Annotated in this window: 19 protein-coding genes; all 19 read left to right on the plus strand. The window is 69.7% G+C overall.

Going from position 1 to position 17,526, the window contains the following annotated elements; translation table 11 throughout:
* The first annotated feature begins 70 nt into the window (after positions 1 to 70).
* The 19 genes from OG390_RS28495 to OG390_RS28585 all read left to right on the plus strand — a co-directional run bounded on the left by OG390_RS28495 (position 71) and on the right by OG390_RS28585 (position 17,357).
* Positions 71 to 709: a hypothetical protein gene (locus OG390_RS28495; protein WP_406172247.1), complete on the plus strand. Its 639-nt coding sequence runs from the start codon at positions 71 to 73 to the stop codon at positions 707 to 709.
* A gap of 2 nt (positions 710 to 711) precedes the next feature.
* Positions 712 to 1,269 (plus strand): hypothetical protein, encoded by a 558-nt coding sequence (locus OG390_RS28500; RefSeq protein ID WP_406172249.1) that lies wholly within the window; start codon positions 712 to 714, stop codon positions 1,267 to 1,269.
* A 32-nt stretch (positions 1,270 to 1,301) separates the two neighbouring features.
* On the plus strand, positions 1,302 to 1,610 hold the full coding sequence (locus OG390_RS28505; RefSeq protein ID WP_406172251.1) for a hypothetical protein: 309 nt from the start codon (positions 1,302 to 1,304) through the stop codon (positions 1,608 to 1,610).
* A 34-nt stretch (positions 1,611 to 1,644) separates the two neighbouring features.
* On the plus strand, positions 1,645 to 5,916 hold the full coding sequence (locus OG390_RS28510) for a phage tail tape measure protein (protein WP_406172253.1): 4,272 nt from the start codon (positions 1,645 to 1,647) through the stop codon (positions 5,914 to 5,916).
* Positions 5,913 to 6,848, plus strand: coding sequence for a hypothetical protein (locus OG390_RS28515; protein WP_406172254.1), 936 nt, complete (start codon positions 5,913 to 5,915; stop codon positions 6,846 to 6,848). Before OG390_RS28510 ends, OG390_RS28515 begins: the two co-directional genes overlap by 4 nt.
* An 11-nt stretch (positions 6,849 to 6,859) precedes the next feature.
* Positions 6,860 to 7,789: a hypothetical protein gene (locus OG390_RS28520; protein ID WP_406172256.1), complete on the plus strand. Its 930-nt coding sequence runs from the start codon at positions 6,860 to 6,862 to the stop codon at positions 7,787 to 7,789.
* Positions 7,786 to 8,895 carry a hypothetical protein gene (locus OG390_RS28525; RefSeq protein WP_406172258.1) on the plus strand — a complete coding sequence of 370 codons (1,110 nt, stop codon included), beginning with the start codon at positions 7,786 to 7,788 and terminating at the stop codon, positions 8,893 to 8,895. Before OG390_RS28520 ends, OG390_RS28525 begins: the two co-directional genes overlap by 4 nt.
* Positions 8,896 to 9,333 carry a hypothetical protein gene (locus tag OG390_RS28530; RefSeq protein WP_315892498.1) on the plus strand — a complete coding sequence of 146 codons (438 nt, stop codon included), beginning with the start codon at positions 8,896 to 8,898 and terminating at the stop codon, positions 9,331 to 9,333. It begins immediately after the preceding gene.
* Between the two features lie 165 nt (positions 9,334 to 9,498).
* Positions 9,499 to 10,719, plus strand: a complete 1,221-nt coding sequence (locus tag OG390_RS28535; RefSeq protein WP_406172261.1) for a peptidoglycan-binding protein — start codon at positions 9,499 to 9,501, stop codon at positions 10,717 to 10,719.
* A gap of 29 nt (positions 10,720 to 10,748) precedes the next feature.
* Positions 10,749 to 10,994, plus strand: a complete 246-nt coding sequence (locus OG390_RS28540) for a hypothetical protein (protein ID WP_406172263.1) — start codon at positions 10,749 to 10,751, stop codon at positions 10,992 to 10,994.
* Positions 10,995 to 11,086: 92 nt separating this feature from the next.
* Positions 11,087 to 11,545, plus strand: a complete 459-nt coding sequence (locus OG390_RS28545; RefSeq protein WP_406172264.1) for a hypothetical protein — start codon at positions 11,087 to 11,089, stop codon at positions 11,543 to 11,545.
* Positions 11,546 to 11,727: 182 nt separating this feature from the next.
* The gene (locus tag OG390_RS28550; protein WP_406172266.1) at positions 11,728 to 12,297 is read left to right on the plus strand and encodes a hypothetical protein; all 570 of its coding nucleotides are present in this window, start codon (positions 11,728 to 11,730) and stop codon (positions 12,295 to 12,297) included.
* A 95-nt stretch (positions 12,298 to 12,392) separates the two neighbouring features.
* Entirely contained in the window at positions 12,393 to 12,608 is a 216-nt protein-coding gene (locus OG390_RS28555; protein WP_406172268.1) for a hypothetical protein, read from the plus strand.
* A 105-nt stretch (positions 12,609 to 12,713) separates the two neighbouring features.
* Positions 12,714 to 13,061, plus strand: a complete 348-nt coding sequence (locus tag OG390_RS28560) for a hypothetical protein (RefSeq protein WP_315892504.1) — start codon at positions 12,714 to 12,716, stop codon at positions 13,059 to 13,061.
* Between the two features lie 24 nt (positions 13,062 to 13,085).
* Positions 13,086 to 14,069 carry a recombinase RecT gene (locus OG390_RS28565; protein WP_406172269.1) on the plus strand — a complete coding sequence of 328 codons (984 nt, stop codon included), beginning with the start codon at positions 13,086 to 13,088 and terminating at the stop codon, positions 14,067 to 14,069.
* Positions 14,070 to 14,138: 69 nt separating this feature from the next.
* Complete coding sequence (locus OG390_RS28570; RefSeq protein ID WP_406172271.1) at positions 14,139 to 15,272, plus strand: PD-(D/E)XK nuclease family protein; 1,134 nt, start codon at positions 14,139 to 14,141, stop codon at positions 15,270 to 15,272.
* Between the two features lie 87 nt (positions 15,273 to 15,359).
* Positions 15,360 to 16,277, plus strand: coding sequence for a helix-turn-helix domain-containing protein (locus OG390_RS28575; RefSeq protein ID WP_406172273.1), 918 nt, complete (start codon positions 15,360 to 15,362; stop codon positions 16,275 to 16,277).
* 100 nt (positions 16,278 to 16,377) lie between these two features.
* Complete coding sequence (locus OG390_RS28580) at positions 16,378 to 16,656, plus strand: hypothetical protein (RefSeq protein ID WP_406172275.1); 279 nt, start codon at positions 16,378 to 16,380, stop codon at positions 16,654 to 16,656.
* Between the two features lie 86 nt (positions 16,657 to 16,742).
* Positions 16,743 to 17,357 (plus strand): hypothetical protein, encoded by a 615-nt coding sequence (locus OG390_RS28585; protein ID WP_406172277.1) that lies wholly within the window; start codon positions 16,743 to 16,745, stop codon positions 17,355 to 17,357.
* Positions 17,358 to 17,526 lie beyond the last annotated feature (169 nt).

The raw sequence follows: 17,526 nt of genomic DNA on the forward strand, positions 1-17,526 counted from the left end.
GAACCCCCTTTGAACCTCAAGGGGCAGGGCCTCGGCACCGGTGCGCTGCCCCAGAAGTGGGAGCGGACCTGTGTCCCTGAAGAAGCCTGCCACCCAGACCCGATTCCTGCGGCGCGGCATCTCCAAGATCTACTGGCTCAAGCAGATCAGCGACCCGAAGTGGCCGTCGCGCAAGGAGATCAGCGAGCCCAACCGGTTCGACCTCACGAGCGCAGTCTCGGACATCGAGGGCTGGGCGCTGGAGAACGACCCGATCGAGACCCCCGACATGGGCTCGACGTTCAACTCCTCGATCCCGGGCAACGACAAGGCCGAGAACAGCTCGCTCACCTTCTACGAGGACCGCCACTCGGACGAAATCGAGCAGCGCCTGCCCAAGGGGGCGAAGGGCTACGTCGTCCTGCTGCGCAAGGGCGACATCCCCGGCTCCCGCTCCGTCGACGTCTTCCCCGTACAGGTCGCCACCCGCGCCGCGACGTACTCGACCGGCAACGAGGCGGCCAAGTTCAAGGTCGACTTCACCATCACGGACGAGCCGTCGCTGGACGCCGTGGTCCCCGAGGCGTTCCACACCCTCCCGAAGCCGTCCGAAGACTGCGACGACGACCACGACCAGGACAAGGACCACGGTGACCACGACGGGGACCACGTGGACGTCACCGTCGTGGCCGCGGCCAAGGCCACGGTCCACGAGCACAGCGAGGAGTGACGGTGTCGCGCCCCGCACCGGCCAAGCGCCCGTCCCCTCCCCATGAGACGCCGACGGAGGGGGCGTGGGCGGCCAAGATGGACCGCCTGCGCCGCCGCGCCCGGCCGCAGAACAAGCTCCGCGTCTGCGATGACGACCAGCTCAGAAAGCGTGTCCAGGACGCCGAACAGGACGCCCAGAGGGCCCGGTTCATCGCCGAGGCCACGCCGGACGACGAGCTGGCGGCGCAGCGCGCTGCCGAGGCGGAAGCGACCGCCGAGACGGTGCGCGCCGAGCTGGATGACGCCTCGGACTTCCTGACGTTCCTGGCGCTGCCGCGCCCGGTACTCGAGGAGCTGATCGCCGCGCACCCGCCGACCGAGCAACAGGCGGAGGAGGGAGCGGTGTTCAACCCGGACACCTTCCCCGCCGCGCTGATCTCGGCGGCGTCGTTCGACGGGATGAGCCAGGACGAGGCGGCCGAGCTGCTGTCCACCTGGTCGGCGCCGGACGCCAACCTCCTGTGGGAGGCGGCCTGGCAGGTCCAGCAGGAAAGCCGGGTCGACCTGGGAAAAGGCTGAGCCGTGACGCAGGGCTGAGGGCCGAGCTGGAGTTGTGCGAGAAGTACCGCATCCCGCACTCCCAGCTCCTCGGCGGCGACGGCCGGTGGACGGCGCTGGACCGGGCGAAGGCTCTGGCCTGGGCGGAGTGGCAGCGCGCGGTGTGCCCCGAGTGCCACACCCGGCTGGAGGAGTGGGACCAGGGGCGCGGCGGTGACCCGCACGCCTACGTCACCGACACCCTGCGCTGTCCCGGCTGCGAGCTGATCGAGCAGGAGCGCGACCACGTCCCCGGCGACCGCTCCGGCTACGGCGTGAAGATCCAGCTCCTTCCCCGCCACCAGCACCGCGACCACACCTGATCCAACCCGCACGACGTACGTAAGGAGCACGGCGGTGGCCGGGTTCACCCTGACCGTGGCGATGCGCGCCGAGGTCCGCGACCTGATCGCGGGAACTCGCGCTGCCTCGGGGCAGATGCGGACCCTGGCCGACCGCACCGACGCCGCCAACCGCTCCCTCGCCCGCCTCGACGCCAACGGCGCTCGCCTCGCCTCCCAGTTCGCCGCGCTCAACCGCTCCACCCGCGCGGCCGTCGGCGAACTGAACCGGATCTCCGCCCGCGCCGCAGCCGCACGCGCCAGCCTGCGCGCGGCCGGAGACGACGGCGCCCGCTCCATGTCCCGGCTGCAACGCGCCATGGCCGGCGCGGGCAAGCGCGGCGTCTCCGCCACCAACATGCTCGCGGGCGGCAGTCTGCTGCTGGGTGCGGGCGAGATGGTCCAAGAGGGCAACCGCTACCAGAAGCAGATGAACCTGTTCCGGGCGGTCACCAGCGCCACTGCCGGACAGATGAAGCGCGCTTCGGTGATGGCGCAGGAGCTGGGCAACGACCTGAGCCTTCCGGGTTCGACCGCGGCGGACGCGGCCGAGGGCATGGTCGAGCTGTCGAAGGCAGGCTTCCGCGCGGACCAGTCCATCGACGCCGTCCGCGCCTCGCTCCAGCTCTCCGCAGCTGCTGACGTCAACGCCGCAACGTCGGCGAAGTACTTGGGCGACATCATGGACCAGTACGGTCTCGGTGCTGATCAGGCTTCGCGGGCCTCGGACACGCTGGCCGCCACCGCGAACAACGCCTCCGGCTCGATCACCGACATCTACTACTCGATGCGGTACGCCGGACCGGTCGCCAACGCGCTCGGTGTCTCGCTGCAGGACACCGCCGCCGCAGTCGGCATGCTCGGCAAGAGCGGCATCCTCGGGCAGACGGCGGGCACATCGCTCAGGGGCATCTTCGCGAACCTGGCCGCGCCCACGCCGAAGATGCAGAGCGCGCTGAAGGACCTCGGCATCGACGCCTGGACCGCGCAGGGACAGTTCCGTGGCCTGCGCGTGGTCATCGACGGGCTGTCGAAGGCCGAGCACAACCTGTCCCAGAAGGACTTCACCGCAGGCGTCACCAAGGCGTTTGGCAAGCCAGCGTTGAGTGGCGCGGCGGCGCTCGCGCACCAGGGAACCGAGTCGTTCGATGCCCTCTCCGTGGCGGTACGCCAGACCGGGGCCGCTGCTTCCATCACCGCCTCGCGCGGCCAGGGCCTGACCGGTGCGATGACGCAGCTGCGCACCCAGGCCAAGCAAACCGGGCTGGCGCTGTACGAGGGCATGGCCCCCGGCCTTGAGTACGTCACCCGACTGCTCACGCGTGGGATGGCCGGAGCGACGCCGTACCTGACCACCGCGCTGGAGTACGGCCGCAACCTCGCGATCCTCTACGGCCCGGAGCTGAAGGCGAAGGCGGGCTCGGGCCTGGGCGGGCTGATCGACGAGGCTCGCGGACTGCTGGGGCCGCTCAGGGAGATCGGCGAGCACAGCCTCGCCACCGGCCTGAACCTGCTGATCAACGCCGCCCGCACGCTCGGCGATGTCCTGCGCAACGCAGCCGACGGCGCGGAGCCCGTACTGGCGGCAATCTCGGGCCTGGGCAAGGACGGGGGCGCTGCGGCCGGCACGCTCGACATCATCGCCACCGTCGCGAACGCGGCCATGGACGCGGTGTCGGGTCTTTCCGCTGTCCTGGTGCCGATCGGGCACGTTGTGGGCGGGCTGGTCAGCGCCTTCGGCGCGCTGCCTGCCCCGATTCAGTCGGCGGCCCTGGCCATGCTGCTGTTCCGCAGGGCGCAGCCCGGTCTGACCAGTCTCGCCAACACGGTCACTGGTCCCGCGCGCAGTGGATTCCAGAGCATGGCCCAGCAGATGCGAGTGCAACAGACCCTCGCCGCTGCCACGGGTGCGTCTGTGAGCAGGTACGGCGCGGCGTGGGCCGCCGTTCAGGCGCGCGTCGGCTTCCTGGGGAACATGACGGCCGCGTTCCGCAGTGCGAACGGCGCGGGCACCACCTTCACCGGCACCCTCAACGGCATGAGCCGCGCGGCCGGCTCCGGCCTGCGTTCGGCGCTCGGCGGTGTGACCAACGCGCTCGGCGGCCCGTTCGGGGTCGTCATGGCGGGCGTAGCGGTCGGCCTTGGAGTGCTCGCCGCGCGGCAGCAGAAGGCGGCACAGTCGGCGGCCGAACACCAGCAGCGGATCTCCTCGCTCACCTCGGCTCTGCGTGAGTCCGGGGGGCAGATCGATAGCAACGTGCGCAACCAGGCCGCGCAGGCTCTGCTCGACACGAAGACCGACCAGGGCCAGCTCACGAAGGTCATGTCGGAAGCCGGAGTGCCGCTTGCGTCCCTGACGGACGCCTACCTCGGGCAAGGCACGTCCCTGGACGCGTTGCAGAAGAAGCTCCAGTCCACCGCGGATACCCACAAGGTGTGGAAGGACGTCGCCGGTGGCAAGGCCACCGTCCAGGACTACTCGCCCGTCGGCCAGCGGTACAAGGACGCCGCCGACGCCCTCAGCAGCGTCAAGGGCGAGATGGCCGAGTCCATCAAGAACGCCAAGGAGCTGGCCAAGGCCACCCAAGGTGCTGGCGACGGCACCTCCGCCTACGACCGGCTCAAGAGCGCCGTCGGCGGCCTGGCGGATGAGACCGCCGACGCCGACACCCGCACTCGCTCACTCAAGAGCGCCCTCGACCTGCTCTCGGGCGGCCAGATCTCCCTCCAGGCCGCGAAGGCGAAGGTCAACAGTGCCGTCCTGGACCTGAAGGAGGGCGGCAAGAACGTCAACCAGAAGGAGGGCTACGGCGGCAGGCAGCTGGTCAACCAGGACAAGACCCTCAACACCACGACCCGCAACGGCCAGCAGCTGTACACCCAGCTCACCGCCCTGTCCGACGCGGCGGCCGACGCCTCGGTGGCCACCTACGATCTGGCGCAGCGCAACGGCGAGGCGCTGCCCGAGGCGCTGGCCAAGGCCCGCGGGGAGATGAGCCGGGCGCGCGCCGAGGCGATCCGGGCCGCGCGCAGCTACGGGCTGACCAAGACACAGGCCGAGGGCGTCGCTGACAGCCTCGGCCTGCTGCCCTCCAAGGTGTCGCTGCTGCTCCAGACCAAGGGTATGGACAGCACGCTCGCGAACCTGATCGCGGTCCAGGCGGAGTTCCACCGGCTGCCGAAGCAGCGGACCATCAAGGTCGACTCGCTGAGCGATGGCGCGCAGAAGAAGCTGCGCAGCCTCGGCTTCACCGTGAAGACGGTGCCGGGCACCCGGCAGATCAAGATCACTGCGCCGACCGCCGGGGCGAGGAAGAACCTGGACGGGCTGATCGACAAGCTCGGCCGCACGCCGAACTCTAAGAACGTCCGGGTGTCGGCGCCGACCGGGGCCGCGATCAAGAGCCTGGAGGCGGTGCAGGCGAAGATCCGGGCGACGCCGGGATCGAAGTCCGTGACCGTCCGCGCCCCAACGGCGCAGGCGCGTAAGGAGTTGGAGGCGCTGGGCTTCCGGATCGAGAAGGTGCCCGGTTCCAAGAACGTCAAGGTCACCGTCCCGACCGGCGGAGCACGCAAGGCGGCCGACGACATCCAGGGCCGCATCAACGCGCTGCGCGGCAGGACGATCCCGATCTTCACCTCGCTGATCCGCAAGCCGTCGTCGCATGACAAGGACGCCAACGGCATCCCCGACATGATCCAGAACCCCAACTACAAGGGGTTCAACCAGGCCAACGGCGGCGTCGTGGAGTACTACGCCGACGGCGGGGTCCGGGAGGGCTCTGCCCGTCCGCGCCGGCGTGAGCAGCACGTTGCGCAGATCGCACCAGCTGGATCGTGGCGCATATGGGGTGAGCCGGAGACTTTGGGCGAGGCATATGTACCCCTTTCCCCTGCAAAGCGCGCACGGAGCAAGGCAGTTGTGGAGGACGTCGTCGGACGCTTCGGCGGCCAGGTCGAGTGGTTCGCCAACGGCGGCGTCACCGGCCGCACCGGTCGCGACTACGCGCCGGTGGTGGCCGGCTCGTTCAAGCGCGCCAAGGGCGCAGCAGCCATGGCCGATGTCGTGCGCCGCTTCGACATCCGCACCGGCGGCGACAGTGCCCGCGGCCGGGTGGTCGATGCCCGTGCGGGCGGGCGTGTCCAGGTCGTCGTCGTCCGCGAACAGCAGCCGCTGATCGGCACCATGCCGGTCACCGTCAGCGACAGCTCAGCAACCCCCGAGCAGATCGGCACGGAAATGATGCGCAACCTGCGCAACGCCCAACGCGGCGGGAGAGTCGGATGAGCACACCAACCCAGCACAAGGCCCCGATCGACCTCGCCCCGTGGCAGTTCGAGATCGGCGGCGTCGTCCTCGGTAAGGGCACCCGCATACCCATCGGCAATATCGAAGGGCTCGGCTCACCCGGCGTCCGTGCACAGGATGTGGACAACCCGACCGGCGACGGCACCCACCCGGGCCAGGACTTCTACGGGCCGCGGACCGTACGGATCGAGGCTGGCATCAAGACCCCGGGCGATCCGACCGCAGCCGCCGACCTCCTCGCCCGCCTGGAGCTGGCCGTCGATGACCCGGCCGCCCGCACCCGCCCCGAGGGGCGGGCCGTGCTGCGCGGCCGCTGGCCCGGCCACGGCATACGCCGTCTGCACGGGCGGCTGCGCCGCATGGAGGCGACCAGCACCGCCAACGCGGTCAACGGGTGGATTCCCCTGGACATCGAGTTCGCAGCCCTCGACCCGCGCTGGCACGCCGACACGCCTTCCCATCTTGCGCTCGCACTCGACCAGGCCGCCGACCACAAGGACGACGACCCCAGCCTCCCGGCGCCGCTGTGCGCGCCCGCCGGCTGCGGCAGCGCCGACCCCGACGACCGGCCCGGATGGATCACCAACCACGGCAACGTCTCGGCCTGGCCCAGCATCCGCATCCACGGCCCGGTCACCAACCCGCGCATCTGGAACACCGCCACCGGCCGCGTCCTCGAACTCGGCCTGGAGCTGCGTGCCGGGGAGTGGGTGGAGATGGAGACCCGGCCCGGCACCTGCTGGGCCCTGCGCAACGGAGTGACCAACGTCGCGAACGACCTCACCCCCGCCTCGCGCCTCGACCTGTTCGCCATCCCGCCGGGCCGCTCGGAGATCGGCTGGAGCGCGGAGGACCCCACCGGCACCTGCCGACTCGACGTGTCGTGGCGATCGGCGTACACCGCCCTGTGAATGGAGCAGCAGTGACCCTTGTCCAGCCCCCGATGATGGTGCACGGCGGCAACCACCCAGCGCGTGCGATGCGCCTGATGATCCGCGACCTGGCGCGCGGCCGGCAGGGCGTCGCCGAAGCCGGGGACCTGAAGGTCCGGCCTCTGGAGGCACCCGGGCCGGGCGTCCGCGTCGGCGACGGCTCGGCCCTCATCCACGGTGCAGGGCCCTGGCAGGGCGCCTACACCCAGAGCAACATCGGCGACGCCGTGGTCGACGTGCCGCCGACCGGACCATTCGCCCGGACCGACCTGCTCGTCCTGCGTATCGAAGATCCTGAATTCGAGGGCGAGCGGGACCCGCGCACGCAGGACATCGGCTACTTCCACCTGATCAAGGACATCGGGAACGAGGCGACCCCTGCGCCGCGTGGCATGACCGCTATCCCGCTGGCGCGGATCACCTTGCCCCGTAACACCGCGGCCGTCACCGCGGAGATGATCACGGACCTGCGGCGGATCGCCAACCCGCGCATCGAGCGGACCCTGCGCACCGTGCACCCCGACAACACCGAGAAGGTGCCCGGCAAGCATGGCCACTGGGCGGCCTGGCCCAAGGATGCGGCCTGGGACGTGGACGTGCCAGCGTGGGCGACGAAGGCCACCATTGTGATCACCCTCTCCGGTTTGCGCGCGGAGGCGGGCAGCATCTACGCCGAACTGCGCACCAAATTCGGTGAACGCAACGCCAAGCCGACCGTCGTGGACGACGACGGCACGACCACGCGCCGTGCGGCCGTCGTGCTTGCCGACACCCTCGCCGTGCCGCCCGCTTACCGCGGCACCCGCCAGCACCTGGCTGTGCAGATCAACCAGATCGACAAGTACGGCGACGGCGACCTGTCGGTGGCCAAGGGCACCACGGTGACGGCCGACATCGAGTTCACGGAAAGCCCGGTGTGACGATGCCCGACTACCGCTACATCGTCGCCCGCGCCGCGACCGGCGAGGTCCTGCACTGGAACCTGCCGTTGAGCGAGGTGGAGTTCGGGCCCGAGATGTCCGGGCCCGGCTCGCTGAGCGCCACCCTGAGCCCGACGTTCGCCCGCCCCCTGAACGACATGCTCGACGCCGGAAACGCCGTGGTCCTCGCTGAGCGGGACGCCAAGCTCCTGTGGGGCGGGCTGATCTGGCGCGCGGAACCCCAGGGCCCGAAGCTCCCCATCGAAGCCGCCGGGTTCACCAGCTACCTGCACCGTCGCTTCGACCTGCACGGCAACCTGGGCGGACGTGGCCCCTACATCGAGGCCGACCCGTGCACCGTGATCCGTGACGTGTGGGCCTACGCCCAACAGCAGCCGGACGGCGACCTCGAGGTCGCCGTGGACGACACCAAGTCGCAGGCCAAGACCGGCACGGCGAAGGACCCCTACGACATCCCCCGCTGGGATGCCCGCAACCTCGGCGAGATCGTCGACGAGATGGCCGACATCGATGACGGCCTGGAGTGGTCCGAGACCGTGGCATGGCGCGGGCGCCGGGCCGAGCGGCGCATCATCCTCGGCGCACCGAAGCTCGGCCGGCGTCGCGAGGACCTGACGTTCACCACCGGCGCCAACGTGGTCGGCGAACCCCAGGTGATCAAAGATGCCGACGAGTACGCCCAGTGGGTCGTCGGCCTCGGAGCGGGGGAGGGCAAGAAGCGCAAGATCGCCGTCGACGGCGTCCGCAACCAGCGGCTGCGCCTGGAACACAAGCTGGAGACCAGCGAGAAGGACGAGACCAAGCTCAAGCAGCGCACCCGACGCGAACGCCTGGCGCGGCAGATCCTGCCCACGCTCACCGGGCTGGAGATCATCGATCACCCGGCCGCGCCGATCTCGTCGCTGCGCATCGGCGACGACGTACGCATCCGGCTGCACGAGCCGCACACCGCCTACGACGGATGGAACCGCATCATCGGCTGGACCGTACGGCCCGGGCAGGGCGAGACCCCCGAGCGCGTGACGCTGAAGCTGGAACGCACTGTGAAGCCCGCCGACAGCGCGGATGAGGCGGAGGAGAAGTAGATGCCGGACACGATCGCCACGCTCGCGCGCCGCCTGGCCCGACTGGAGCGGCGGGTGACGGTGCTGGAGCGGGCTCGGCGCGCGCCGTACCCGCCGTGGCGTGACCTGCCGCTGACTGGCGACACGGCAGTTCCGGACTCCGTACAGCCGCCGCAGATGCGCGCCAACCTGTGGGACACGCTGGAGTTCAGCGGTCGAATCGGTCTGCCAGGTGGACGTGCGGTGGACGAGTCAGTCGTCGCTTTCCTGCCGGACGGCTACTGGCCAGCCGTGCCTCGCACCGTCCCGGTGGCCTCCGATGCGAACCGCCGTGAACTCCATCTCGACATCAGCCCCGAGGGGAGGATGACCCTGCGGGTGCAGGACGGCGGCAGCGTGAAGGCCACCTGGCTCAGCCTCGATAGCGCCTCGTGCCGCATCGACGGCGACGACGAGTAAGCGCCCACCAGCAGCAACGACGCGGCTCGCTGTATCAGCTGCTGGGTACCATGACGACCGGGTGACCCTCCACCCAACGCTTCGCAGCCAACTCCCCGAGGGACCGGCCCAGACCCATGGGTCCGGCCATCGCCATACGGCGCAGGGGAGAAAGGCGAAGCGAGCGTGGCAACCCCTTTGAGCGCGGACAAGTTCCTGTCCGTGCTGAAGCACGCGGGCCTCGGTGTCGTCGAGCACGGCACATGGCGCACGCACAACCGCAACACCCACGGCAACTGGGGCCCCATGAACGGGGTCATGATCCACCACACCGGCCCCTACTCGTCCGAAGCCGACATGGTGGACCTGTGCCGCGTCGGCTACCAGGAACTTCCCGGCCCGCTGTGCCACGGAGTGATCGACCGGTCCGGCGCGGTGCACCTGGTCGGCTACGGCCGAGCAAACCATGCAGGCATGGGCGATACGGACGTGCTGCTCGCTGTCATCGCGGAGAAGGAGAAACTCCCGCGCGACAACGAGGAAGACACGGACGGCAACCGGCATTTCTACGGCTTCGAGTGCATCAACTCCGGCAACGGGAAGCAGCCCTGGCCCACGGCGCAGCTGGATGCGATGGCGCGCGCCGCGGCCGCGATCTGCCGTGCCCATGGATGGAACGAGCACAGCGTCATCGGGCACAAGGAGTGGAAGCCGTCCAAGCCCGACCCCGCCGGCATCGACATGGACGACTTCCGGGCCCGTGTCGCCAAGCACCTCAAGGACGACGGCAAGCCGCCCGGCAAGCCGAAGCCTGACCCGAAGCCCAAGCCCAAGCCCGATCCGAAGCCGAAGCCGAAGCCGAAGTATGCCGCCTACCCCGGCAAGGACTTCTTCCGCGACGGACGCTCCTCGCCGGTGATCGCGGCTATGGCGAAGCGGCTGGTCGCCGAGGGCTGCGATTCCTACGAGACCCGGCCGGGCCCGGTCTGGAACGACGCGCACCGCCGCTCGTACGCGGCCTGGCAGATCAAGTGCGGCCACCACGGTGCTGCCGCCGACGGCATCCCGGGCCCGGAGACCTGGGCCAAGCTGCGCGTCCCGCATCCGGCCGGCGCTGCCGAACCGACACCCGACCAGCATGAGCAGGAGAAGCCCGACCCCATGCCGCAAGCCCTCGCCGACGTCGCCGAACGCACGATTGCCACCTACCTTCAGTCCGTGCTGGGCCTGATGGCCGCCTCGAGCACCACCGACCTGGTGTCGCTGTCGGCGTGGCAGGCAGCCGCCGTCTCCGCGATACCCGCAGCACTCTCGGCGCTGAAGTCCACCCTGGGCACAGTCCTCGGGCGGCCGGGCACCGCCTCATGGCTGCCCCTCAAGCGCGACCCGGCCACCCCCGCCCCCTGACCCGCGCCACGAAGGAAAGGAGAAGTGCCGTGCCGGAGGGAGAGGTCGCACTGGCCCTGGCCGAGCTGCGCAGCGCGCTGGAGGTCGGCCTGGCGAAGATCGACGGGCAGCTCGCGCTGCTGGTCCAGCGCAGTGACCAGACGGACAAGGCAGTGGAGGACCTGGAGCAGCGGGTGGCGTCGTTGGAGAAAGGGCGGTGGCCGCTGCCGACTATCGCCGTCCTCGCCAGCATCACCGCGGTGGGGCTGACGCTGTACGCCGTGGTCAGGGGCTGAAAGCCGAACCCTCCCAGCTTGACGGGGGGTTGTCCGACCCTCCCAGTAGCGTTGGCGGCACATACGTGTCTTCCTGCGGCCTGGGGGTCTTCATGGATACAGAGCATCTGATCGTCACCGACTTGGAAGTGGACACCGCACTCGCGGACCTGTCGGTCCCGCCGGCCCTCCGCGCCGTGTGGCAACTTCTGTCGGAATCCGACATACGGCTGGACGAAGCGGTCGCCCTGAACGTGCCGGACGTGGAACTTGCTGATCGCCTCGTCGTCCTCCATGACACCAAGGAGGGCGGCATGTACGAGTCGGGGATCACTGACGCCACCGCCGCGGTGCTGGCCGAGCTGATCGGCTCACGGCCGAGCGGCCCGGTGTTCGCCGTCGATTCGCGCCGTCTGCGCAAGGAAGAGGTCGCGGCACGGTTCCGGCAGATCACAGGCAAGAGCGTGCACGCGCTGCGCTTCACCCGCCAGGCTCGCCGCCACCGCAGTACCGCACGTCCCCAGCTCGTCGCACGCACGCAGACCGACGAGGAAACCGCGGCCCCCGCGTAGCGCGTGCACGACGGGAATCCGCAGACGAAACAGAACAGCCCCCGCCGGAGCGGGGGCCGTTCAGGTCCTCTTGGAAAAAGACCACTGCCCACGGTAGCAGGGCCCTGTGCTGAGCGGCGCCGTGCAGTGCGCGGCTACCCTTCCGACCGGCACGCGAAGGCGAGAGAGCGAAGGACAGGGCGATGACTGCGAGCAAGCCATGGCTGGTCGGGCACCAGGAGTTCGCCGCCCTCTACGGGGTGGAGGCGAAGAGGGTGGCGAAGTGGCTTAGCCCGAGCCTGGCCACCCTGGACCCAGCGACCGCCATCGTCGTCTCCGGTGTCCGCTACTGGCCCCTGGGCTTCGCCTGCCGCTACGGGAACACCACACCCCGGTTCAAGCAGATCCACATGCGGGTCAAGGAACGGCTCATCGCAGAGCAGGGCGAGGGCTGGGAGGCCGACTCCCGCGACCAACTGCCCCCGATCGTCGGACAGCAGGAGATCATCGAGCTGTTTCACCTGCCGTCGCAGGGCAACCTCGCGACGGCGATCGCCACCGGGCGCTTCCCGGAGGCCGACTGGCTGCTGTCCGGATCGCGGCTGTGGCTCCTGGACACGGTGATCAAGGCCGCGCCCGCGCTCCGCGAGAGCGCCCGCAGCCTGCCGTGGGAGCCCGACGAGACGGTGGCCGAAGCCCTGCGCACGGGCACCTACGACGGTCCCGGCTCCGTCGTCCTGACCCGTGGCCGCCACGCCAGGAATGGCCTCTGACCTGCGCAAACACTGTACGTAGAGCCTGTAGGGGAATAAGATATATGCATACCCCTTCGGGGGTGCCGATCCCCACTCATGCAAGGAGGCAACGCGTGCAGATCATGCACACCCCCGGCGGTGATGTCGTCGCCGTGATGAAGGCGAAGGAACTGCTCTTGGCCGAGGTGGCGCTGGTGGTCTATGTCGCCGAGAATCCGGATTCCAACCTCGCGGTCCGCATGATGCAGGACGTCGTCACCGCGAACGAAGACGTCGAGCGGCGCGCGGAAGAAGCTGCCGAGAGTGCCGAGGCCGCAGTGTCGGCCTGATGCCGCAGGCGTGAAATCGCGCCTCCCCGTAGCGGGGTTGATCATCCGTCCTTCGTCCCTCAAGATATGAGACACGATTTAGATCGGTCATTGAGGGGGCGAGGTATGGCGGTCGTCCAGGACGAGATTCCGGGCCTGGTGATTCACACCGTGCGGCAGCCCGACGGTCACGAGGCGACGATCCAGGCGCAGTTCGAGGCGTTCCACCAGCTCAACCCCTGGGTCCTACGGGCCCTGGAGAGCCTGACCGCCGACTACCTCGCCCGCGGCGCCCGGCGCGTCGGCATCGGGATGCTCTTCGAGGTCCTGCGCTGGCGCTACGCCACCGCTACCGAAGGCGACGACGAGTTCCGCCTGAACAACAACTTCCGCTCCCGGTATGTCCGCCTGCTCATCGAGCGGCACCCGGAGTGGACCCCTGCCTTCGAGGTGCGCGCGCTGCGCACCGACTGAACCGATCCTCTTGGAGAAAGAACAGTGAACGACCAACAGCCCAGCGAAGCCAAGGCCATCGAGGGCACCGTCGTGGAGGCGGCCCCGAAGGTCGCTCCAGCCAGCGGAACGAGCGCCATCGTTCTGCGCGCGGACCAGGACGAGTTCGACCACAAGCAGCTGAGCACGCTCGCGCTGCTCAGCCCTGGACTGTCCGCCGCTCCCCGCGGTCACCTGGCGATGTTCTTCCACTACTGCGTCCGGACCGGCCTCGACCCGTTCGCCCGGCAGATCTACATGATCGGGCGCACGAACTGGAAGGCGGAGAAGGACCCCGACGAGCCGGAGAAGACCTGGACCATCCAGACCGGCATCGACGGCTTCCGTACCGTCGCCCACCGGGCTGCCGCGAAGGCCGGAGAGGCCATCTCCTACGAGGACACCGTCTACTACGACTCCGAGGGCAAAGCCCACGAGGTGTGGCTCTCGAAGGCGTACCCGACGGCCGTGAAGGTCACCGTCCTGCGGGGTGCCGCCCGCTTCCCGTTCATCGCCAAGTGGGACGAGTTCGCCCCCACGTACTACGACGCGAAGAGCGGCACGTACGTGGTGGCGAAGATGTGGCGGCAAATGCCCGCTCACATGCTCCGCAAGTGCGGCGAGGCCGGTTCATTGCGGATGGCCGCCCCGCAGGACCTGTCCGGCGTGTACGCGGACGAGGAGATGGAGCACGTCGACGCCGAGGCCGTGGCCGGCGTCGCCGAGGACGCCGCCCAGCGCCTTCGTGCCGCCGCAGGGCTGGAAGGCGCCGACCAGGACGGGAAGGGCGGCGGCACCGCCGACGAGCCCGCCGAGGACCCGGCCGACAAGCAGGAGCAGGCGGAGCGCAAGCCCGCGCCGAAGAAGCGGACCAAGCCTCGCCAGCAACCCGAGCCCGAGCCCGACCAGGCCGAGGAGGCCCCGGCCCCGCGCAAGCGTGCTGCTCCCCGGAAGCGGACCGCGCCGGACAAGGACAGCGCCGCTTCTTGACCCCTTCCCGATCCGTACGGGTGCCGCCCGCTTCGCGGCGGGCGGCCCCGCCTTCTTCTGGAGACCTGTATGACCATCATGGCCGAGCGTCCCGTCAGCCTGTGGCCTGCGGCCCACAAGGCCGACGCGCGCCGCCCCCGCTCTTTGCAAACCAAGATCGGAGCCAGCGACACCGTCTGTGCCCGCCGCGCCGGATACCTCCTGCACGGGCGCACGCCCACCGACGGCGGCGAGAAGCGCAAGGCGATCCTGGGCACCTGGCTGCACGCCGGAATCCTGGCCGCTGCTCGAGAGGAATTCGGGTGGATCATCGAGCGCCGTGTCGAGGACGAGACGATCCGGGGCCACATCGACGCGGTCCAGCTCGACGGCGACACCGCCGCGCGCCTGCCGAGGCGGCTGCGCCCCAGCCTCCCCGCGGAGGAGACGACCGTCGAGGACGTGAAGACCAAGAGCACGTACCAGTGGGACAGCGTCCTGCGCTACGGGGCCAGCGACGCCGAGATCCGCCAGGTCCTGCTGTACGCGGACCTGCTGCGCAGCGAGGGGTTCGCCGACGTCGAGGGACAGCGGCAGCTTGCCCGCCTCGGCCCGGTGAACGTGGGGCGCATTCGCTTCCGGTTCATCAACCGTGACAACGGCGACGACCATGTCCAGGAGATGGCGTTCAACGCCGAGCGCGCCAGCGGCGCGCGGTGGTGGGTCCAGCAGGTGAGGGCAGCCGCGACGCCGGAGGAGCTGCCGCGCACCTTCGAGGGGCCGGGCCTGTCGGCCATTTGTGATCACTGCCCGTTCAAGACGGCCTGCTGGGGCAGTGTCGCCGCCGGCCGCCGTCCGCAGAGCATCCTCATCCACGACGACGCCGACCGGGCAGCCGCGCTGGAGGAGTACGTCGAGGTCACCGCGGAGATGAAGCCGCTCAAGGAGCGGTTGAAGTTCCTGCGGGCCAAGCTGGATGGCTCCGATGCGGGTGTCTACGGCGACAACGTGCTGACGTGGAGCGGCGGGAACCCCACCAAGGTCGATGACGTCGACGCCATGGCCGCGCTGTACCGGCGGGCCGGGCTTGAGGTGCCGATGGCGCCGGACGCCTCAGCGATGAGGGCGCAGCTCAAGGCTGCGGGCATACCCGTGCCCGTACGGCTCGACCACGACAGGCGCACGTCGGTGAGCATCAACGTCAGCCTGCGCAAGAACCCCTGAGGCCGCGAACCGGTAGGGGCAGGGCGGTTGTTGGCCCTGCCCCTACCCCAGTGCGCCCCCGAACGCACGTGACATGGAGAGGTGCCGGTGAGCATCCAGTTGATGGTGGTGGCGGCCTATCTGCCCAAGGAGGTGATCAACCAGACGCAGAAGTTCGTGCTGATGAAGATTGCGGACTCTGCGGACGATCAGACGCGGCTGGCGCGGCCGGGGCTGGAGCGGATGATGGCCTGGGCCGGCGTGGGCGAGAAGCAGGTCATCGCGGTCGTGACGGAGTTGGTGGGGCTCGGCCTGGTCGAGCGGGTGGAAGTCGGGCGCGTCGGCCGCCGTGCCGAGTACCGGGTGTTTCCCGACGGTGTTCCTCCGATCCCTTCTACGGAGGAGCTGATCGAGCGGCGCCGCGTGGCGCAGCGTGCCCCGAAGAACCCCCGGCTGGCACGTCAGGTCGAGCATCGCAGACGGCCGTCAGCGGCGGCTCGCACCCAAGATGATGTGGCCGCGCGGGAGGAAGCACGCGACGCGGCGCAGGCCGCTGCCGAGGGAGGGTTCCCCCAGGGGAACCCTGAAGACGGGGAGGGGAGGGTTCCCCCACGGGAACCCAGTGGGTTCCCCCAGGGGAACCAAGAGGGTTCCCCCAGGGGAACCCCTTCTCTTCCTTCTCCTTCCTCTTTCCTTCCTATCCCCCCTACCCCCACAGCGGACGCTGCGGGGGAGCCCGCCGCGGCCGGGCACGAACAGCAGCCGGACGGCTGCCCGAAGCACCCGGAGCCGGTGGGCAACTGCCGGGGGTGCGGCACCAACCCGCGCGCCGGTCGTGAGCAGGCGCGGCGTGACGCGATCCAGGGCGAGCACGCCTCGCAGCAGCAGTGGCTGCGGGAGTTCTTCGCCGAGCGGGCGCGGCGCGTTGCCGCGTCGGACCCGCAGGCCGAGGAGATGGCGCGCAAGCGGGTGCGGGAGTTGGCCCGCATGGGGCGTGAGCGCGGGCCCAACGCCCGTCGTAAGTAGGTGATTTCGGTGATCGCCAACATTGACGCCCTGACGTACGGGATTAAGATATAAGTATCCAGTTCGGAACTCACCCGGACTCAACCTCTTGGGAGAACCCATGAACACCCTGACCCTCGACCCCATCGGCTACATCGTCGTGGCCGAAGTCGCCTGCGGCCCGCAGGCTGAGCCCATCCTCGGCAAGGGACTGTTCTGCTCCATCGACTGCGCCGCCCACGAGGTGCGCGACCTGGCCGTCGCGCTCGGCCTACTAGAGCGGGGCGCGACGTTCCTCGCCCGCCACGAGGGCCGCCCCGTCGGCATCGCCGTCACCCGTGGCGGCCGGATGTGGACGGTGGAAGTCCACTCGACGCACGAACTGGCCAACAACAGCTAAACCCGTCCCCTGAGATAGGAGACATTTTCCAATCGGTGGACGCCCGATGTGGGCGTCCACCGGCAACGCCCCTCTTGGAGAACGACATGACCATCGCGGCACTGCCCGACCACAACAACCTCACCGACCCGCTGTGGCAGAAGCTGTTCCACGGCTACCGCCACGTCATCACCCCGCTGCGCCGCAACGGCTGGACGACCGACGTCGAGCTGTGCGGGGGCGAGTACCACGTCCGGGCCGACCTCGGCGACGGCACCGAGCTGATCATCGCCTCCACGCATTCGCTGCCCGTCGACGCCAGCGAGGTGAACGGCTGGACAGTGGTGCGCCAAGGCATCGACCACCCTGACGTGCACACCGCCCTGTACGACTCCACCCCCGGCGGACCGCAAGGCCACCACGGGACCAGCCTCACGCCGATGTTCGCCCGCATCGACGCCTTGGACGCCTGCGCAAGCCCGGACCGCCTGTGGGTCTCGGCCTCCACCGTCACCCCCCACGGCGCCACCCACCACCAGAGCGGCCCCCTCGAAGCGCCGGGCGGAGCCATGGCCCGCTTCTTCGACTGGTCCCACCACCTCCAGCACGACGGCTGGCGGCTGGCGATGGCAGCGGAGCAGGACAAGGAGCACGAGCCGTTGGCGATCTACGAACGCGACCGCCACGTCACGCTCCTGCGGCTCACACCGCACCATGACTGACCCCGCCTCCGGCCCCTTAGCGGCCCGTGCGCAGGGAGGCGAGAGCCAGTGATCATCCTCCTGGTCCTCGACGTGTTCGGCCTCCTTGCTCTTGCGGCGTTCATCGCCCTCGGCGTCGAAGACGCCCGCCACCACCGCGCCTTGGGCGCCTTCGACGAGTCCTGACCCC

Origin of the sequence: Streptomyces sp. NBC_00996 (assembly GCF_045162675.1) — a bacterium.
Taxonomy (GTDB): domain Bacteria; phylum Actinomycetota; class Actinomycetes; order Streptomycetales; family Streptomycetaceae; genus Streptomyces.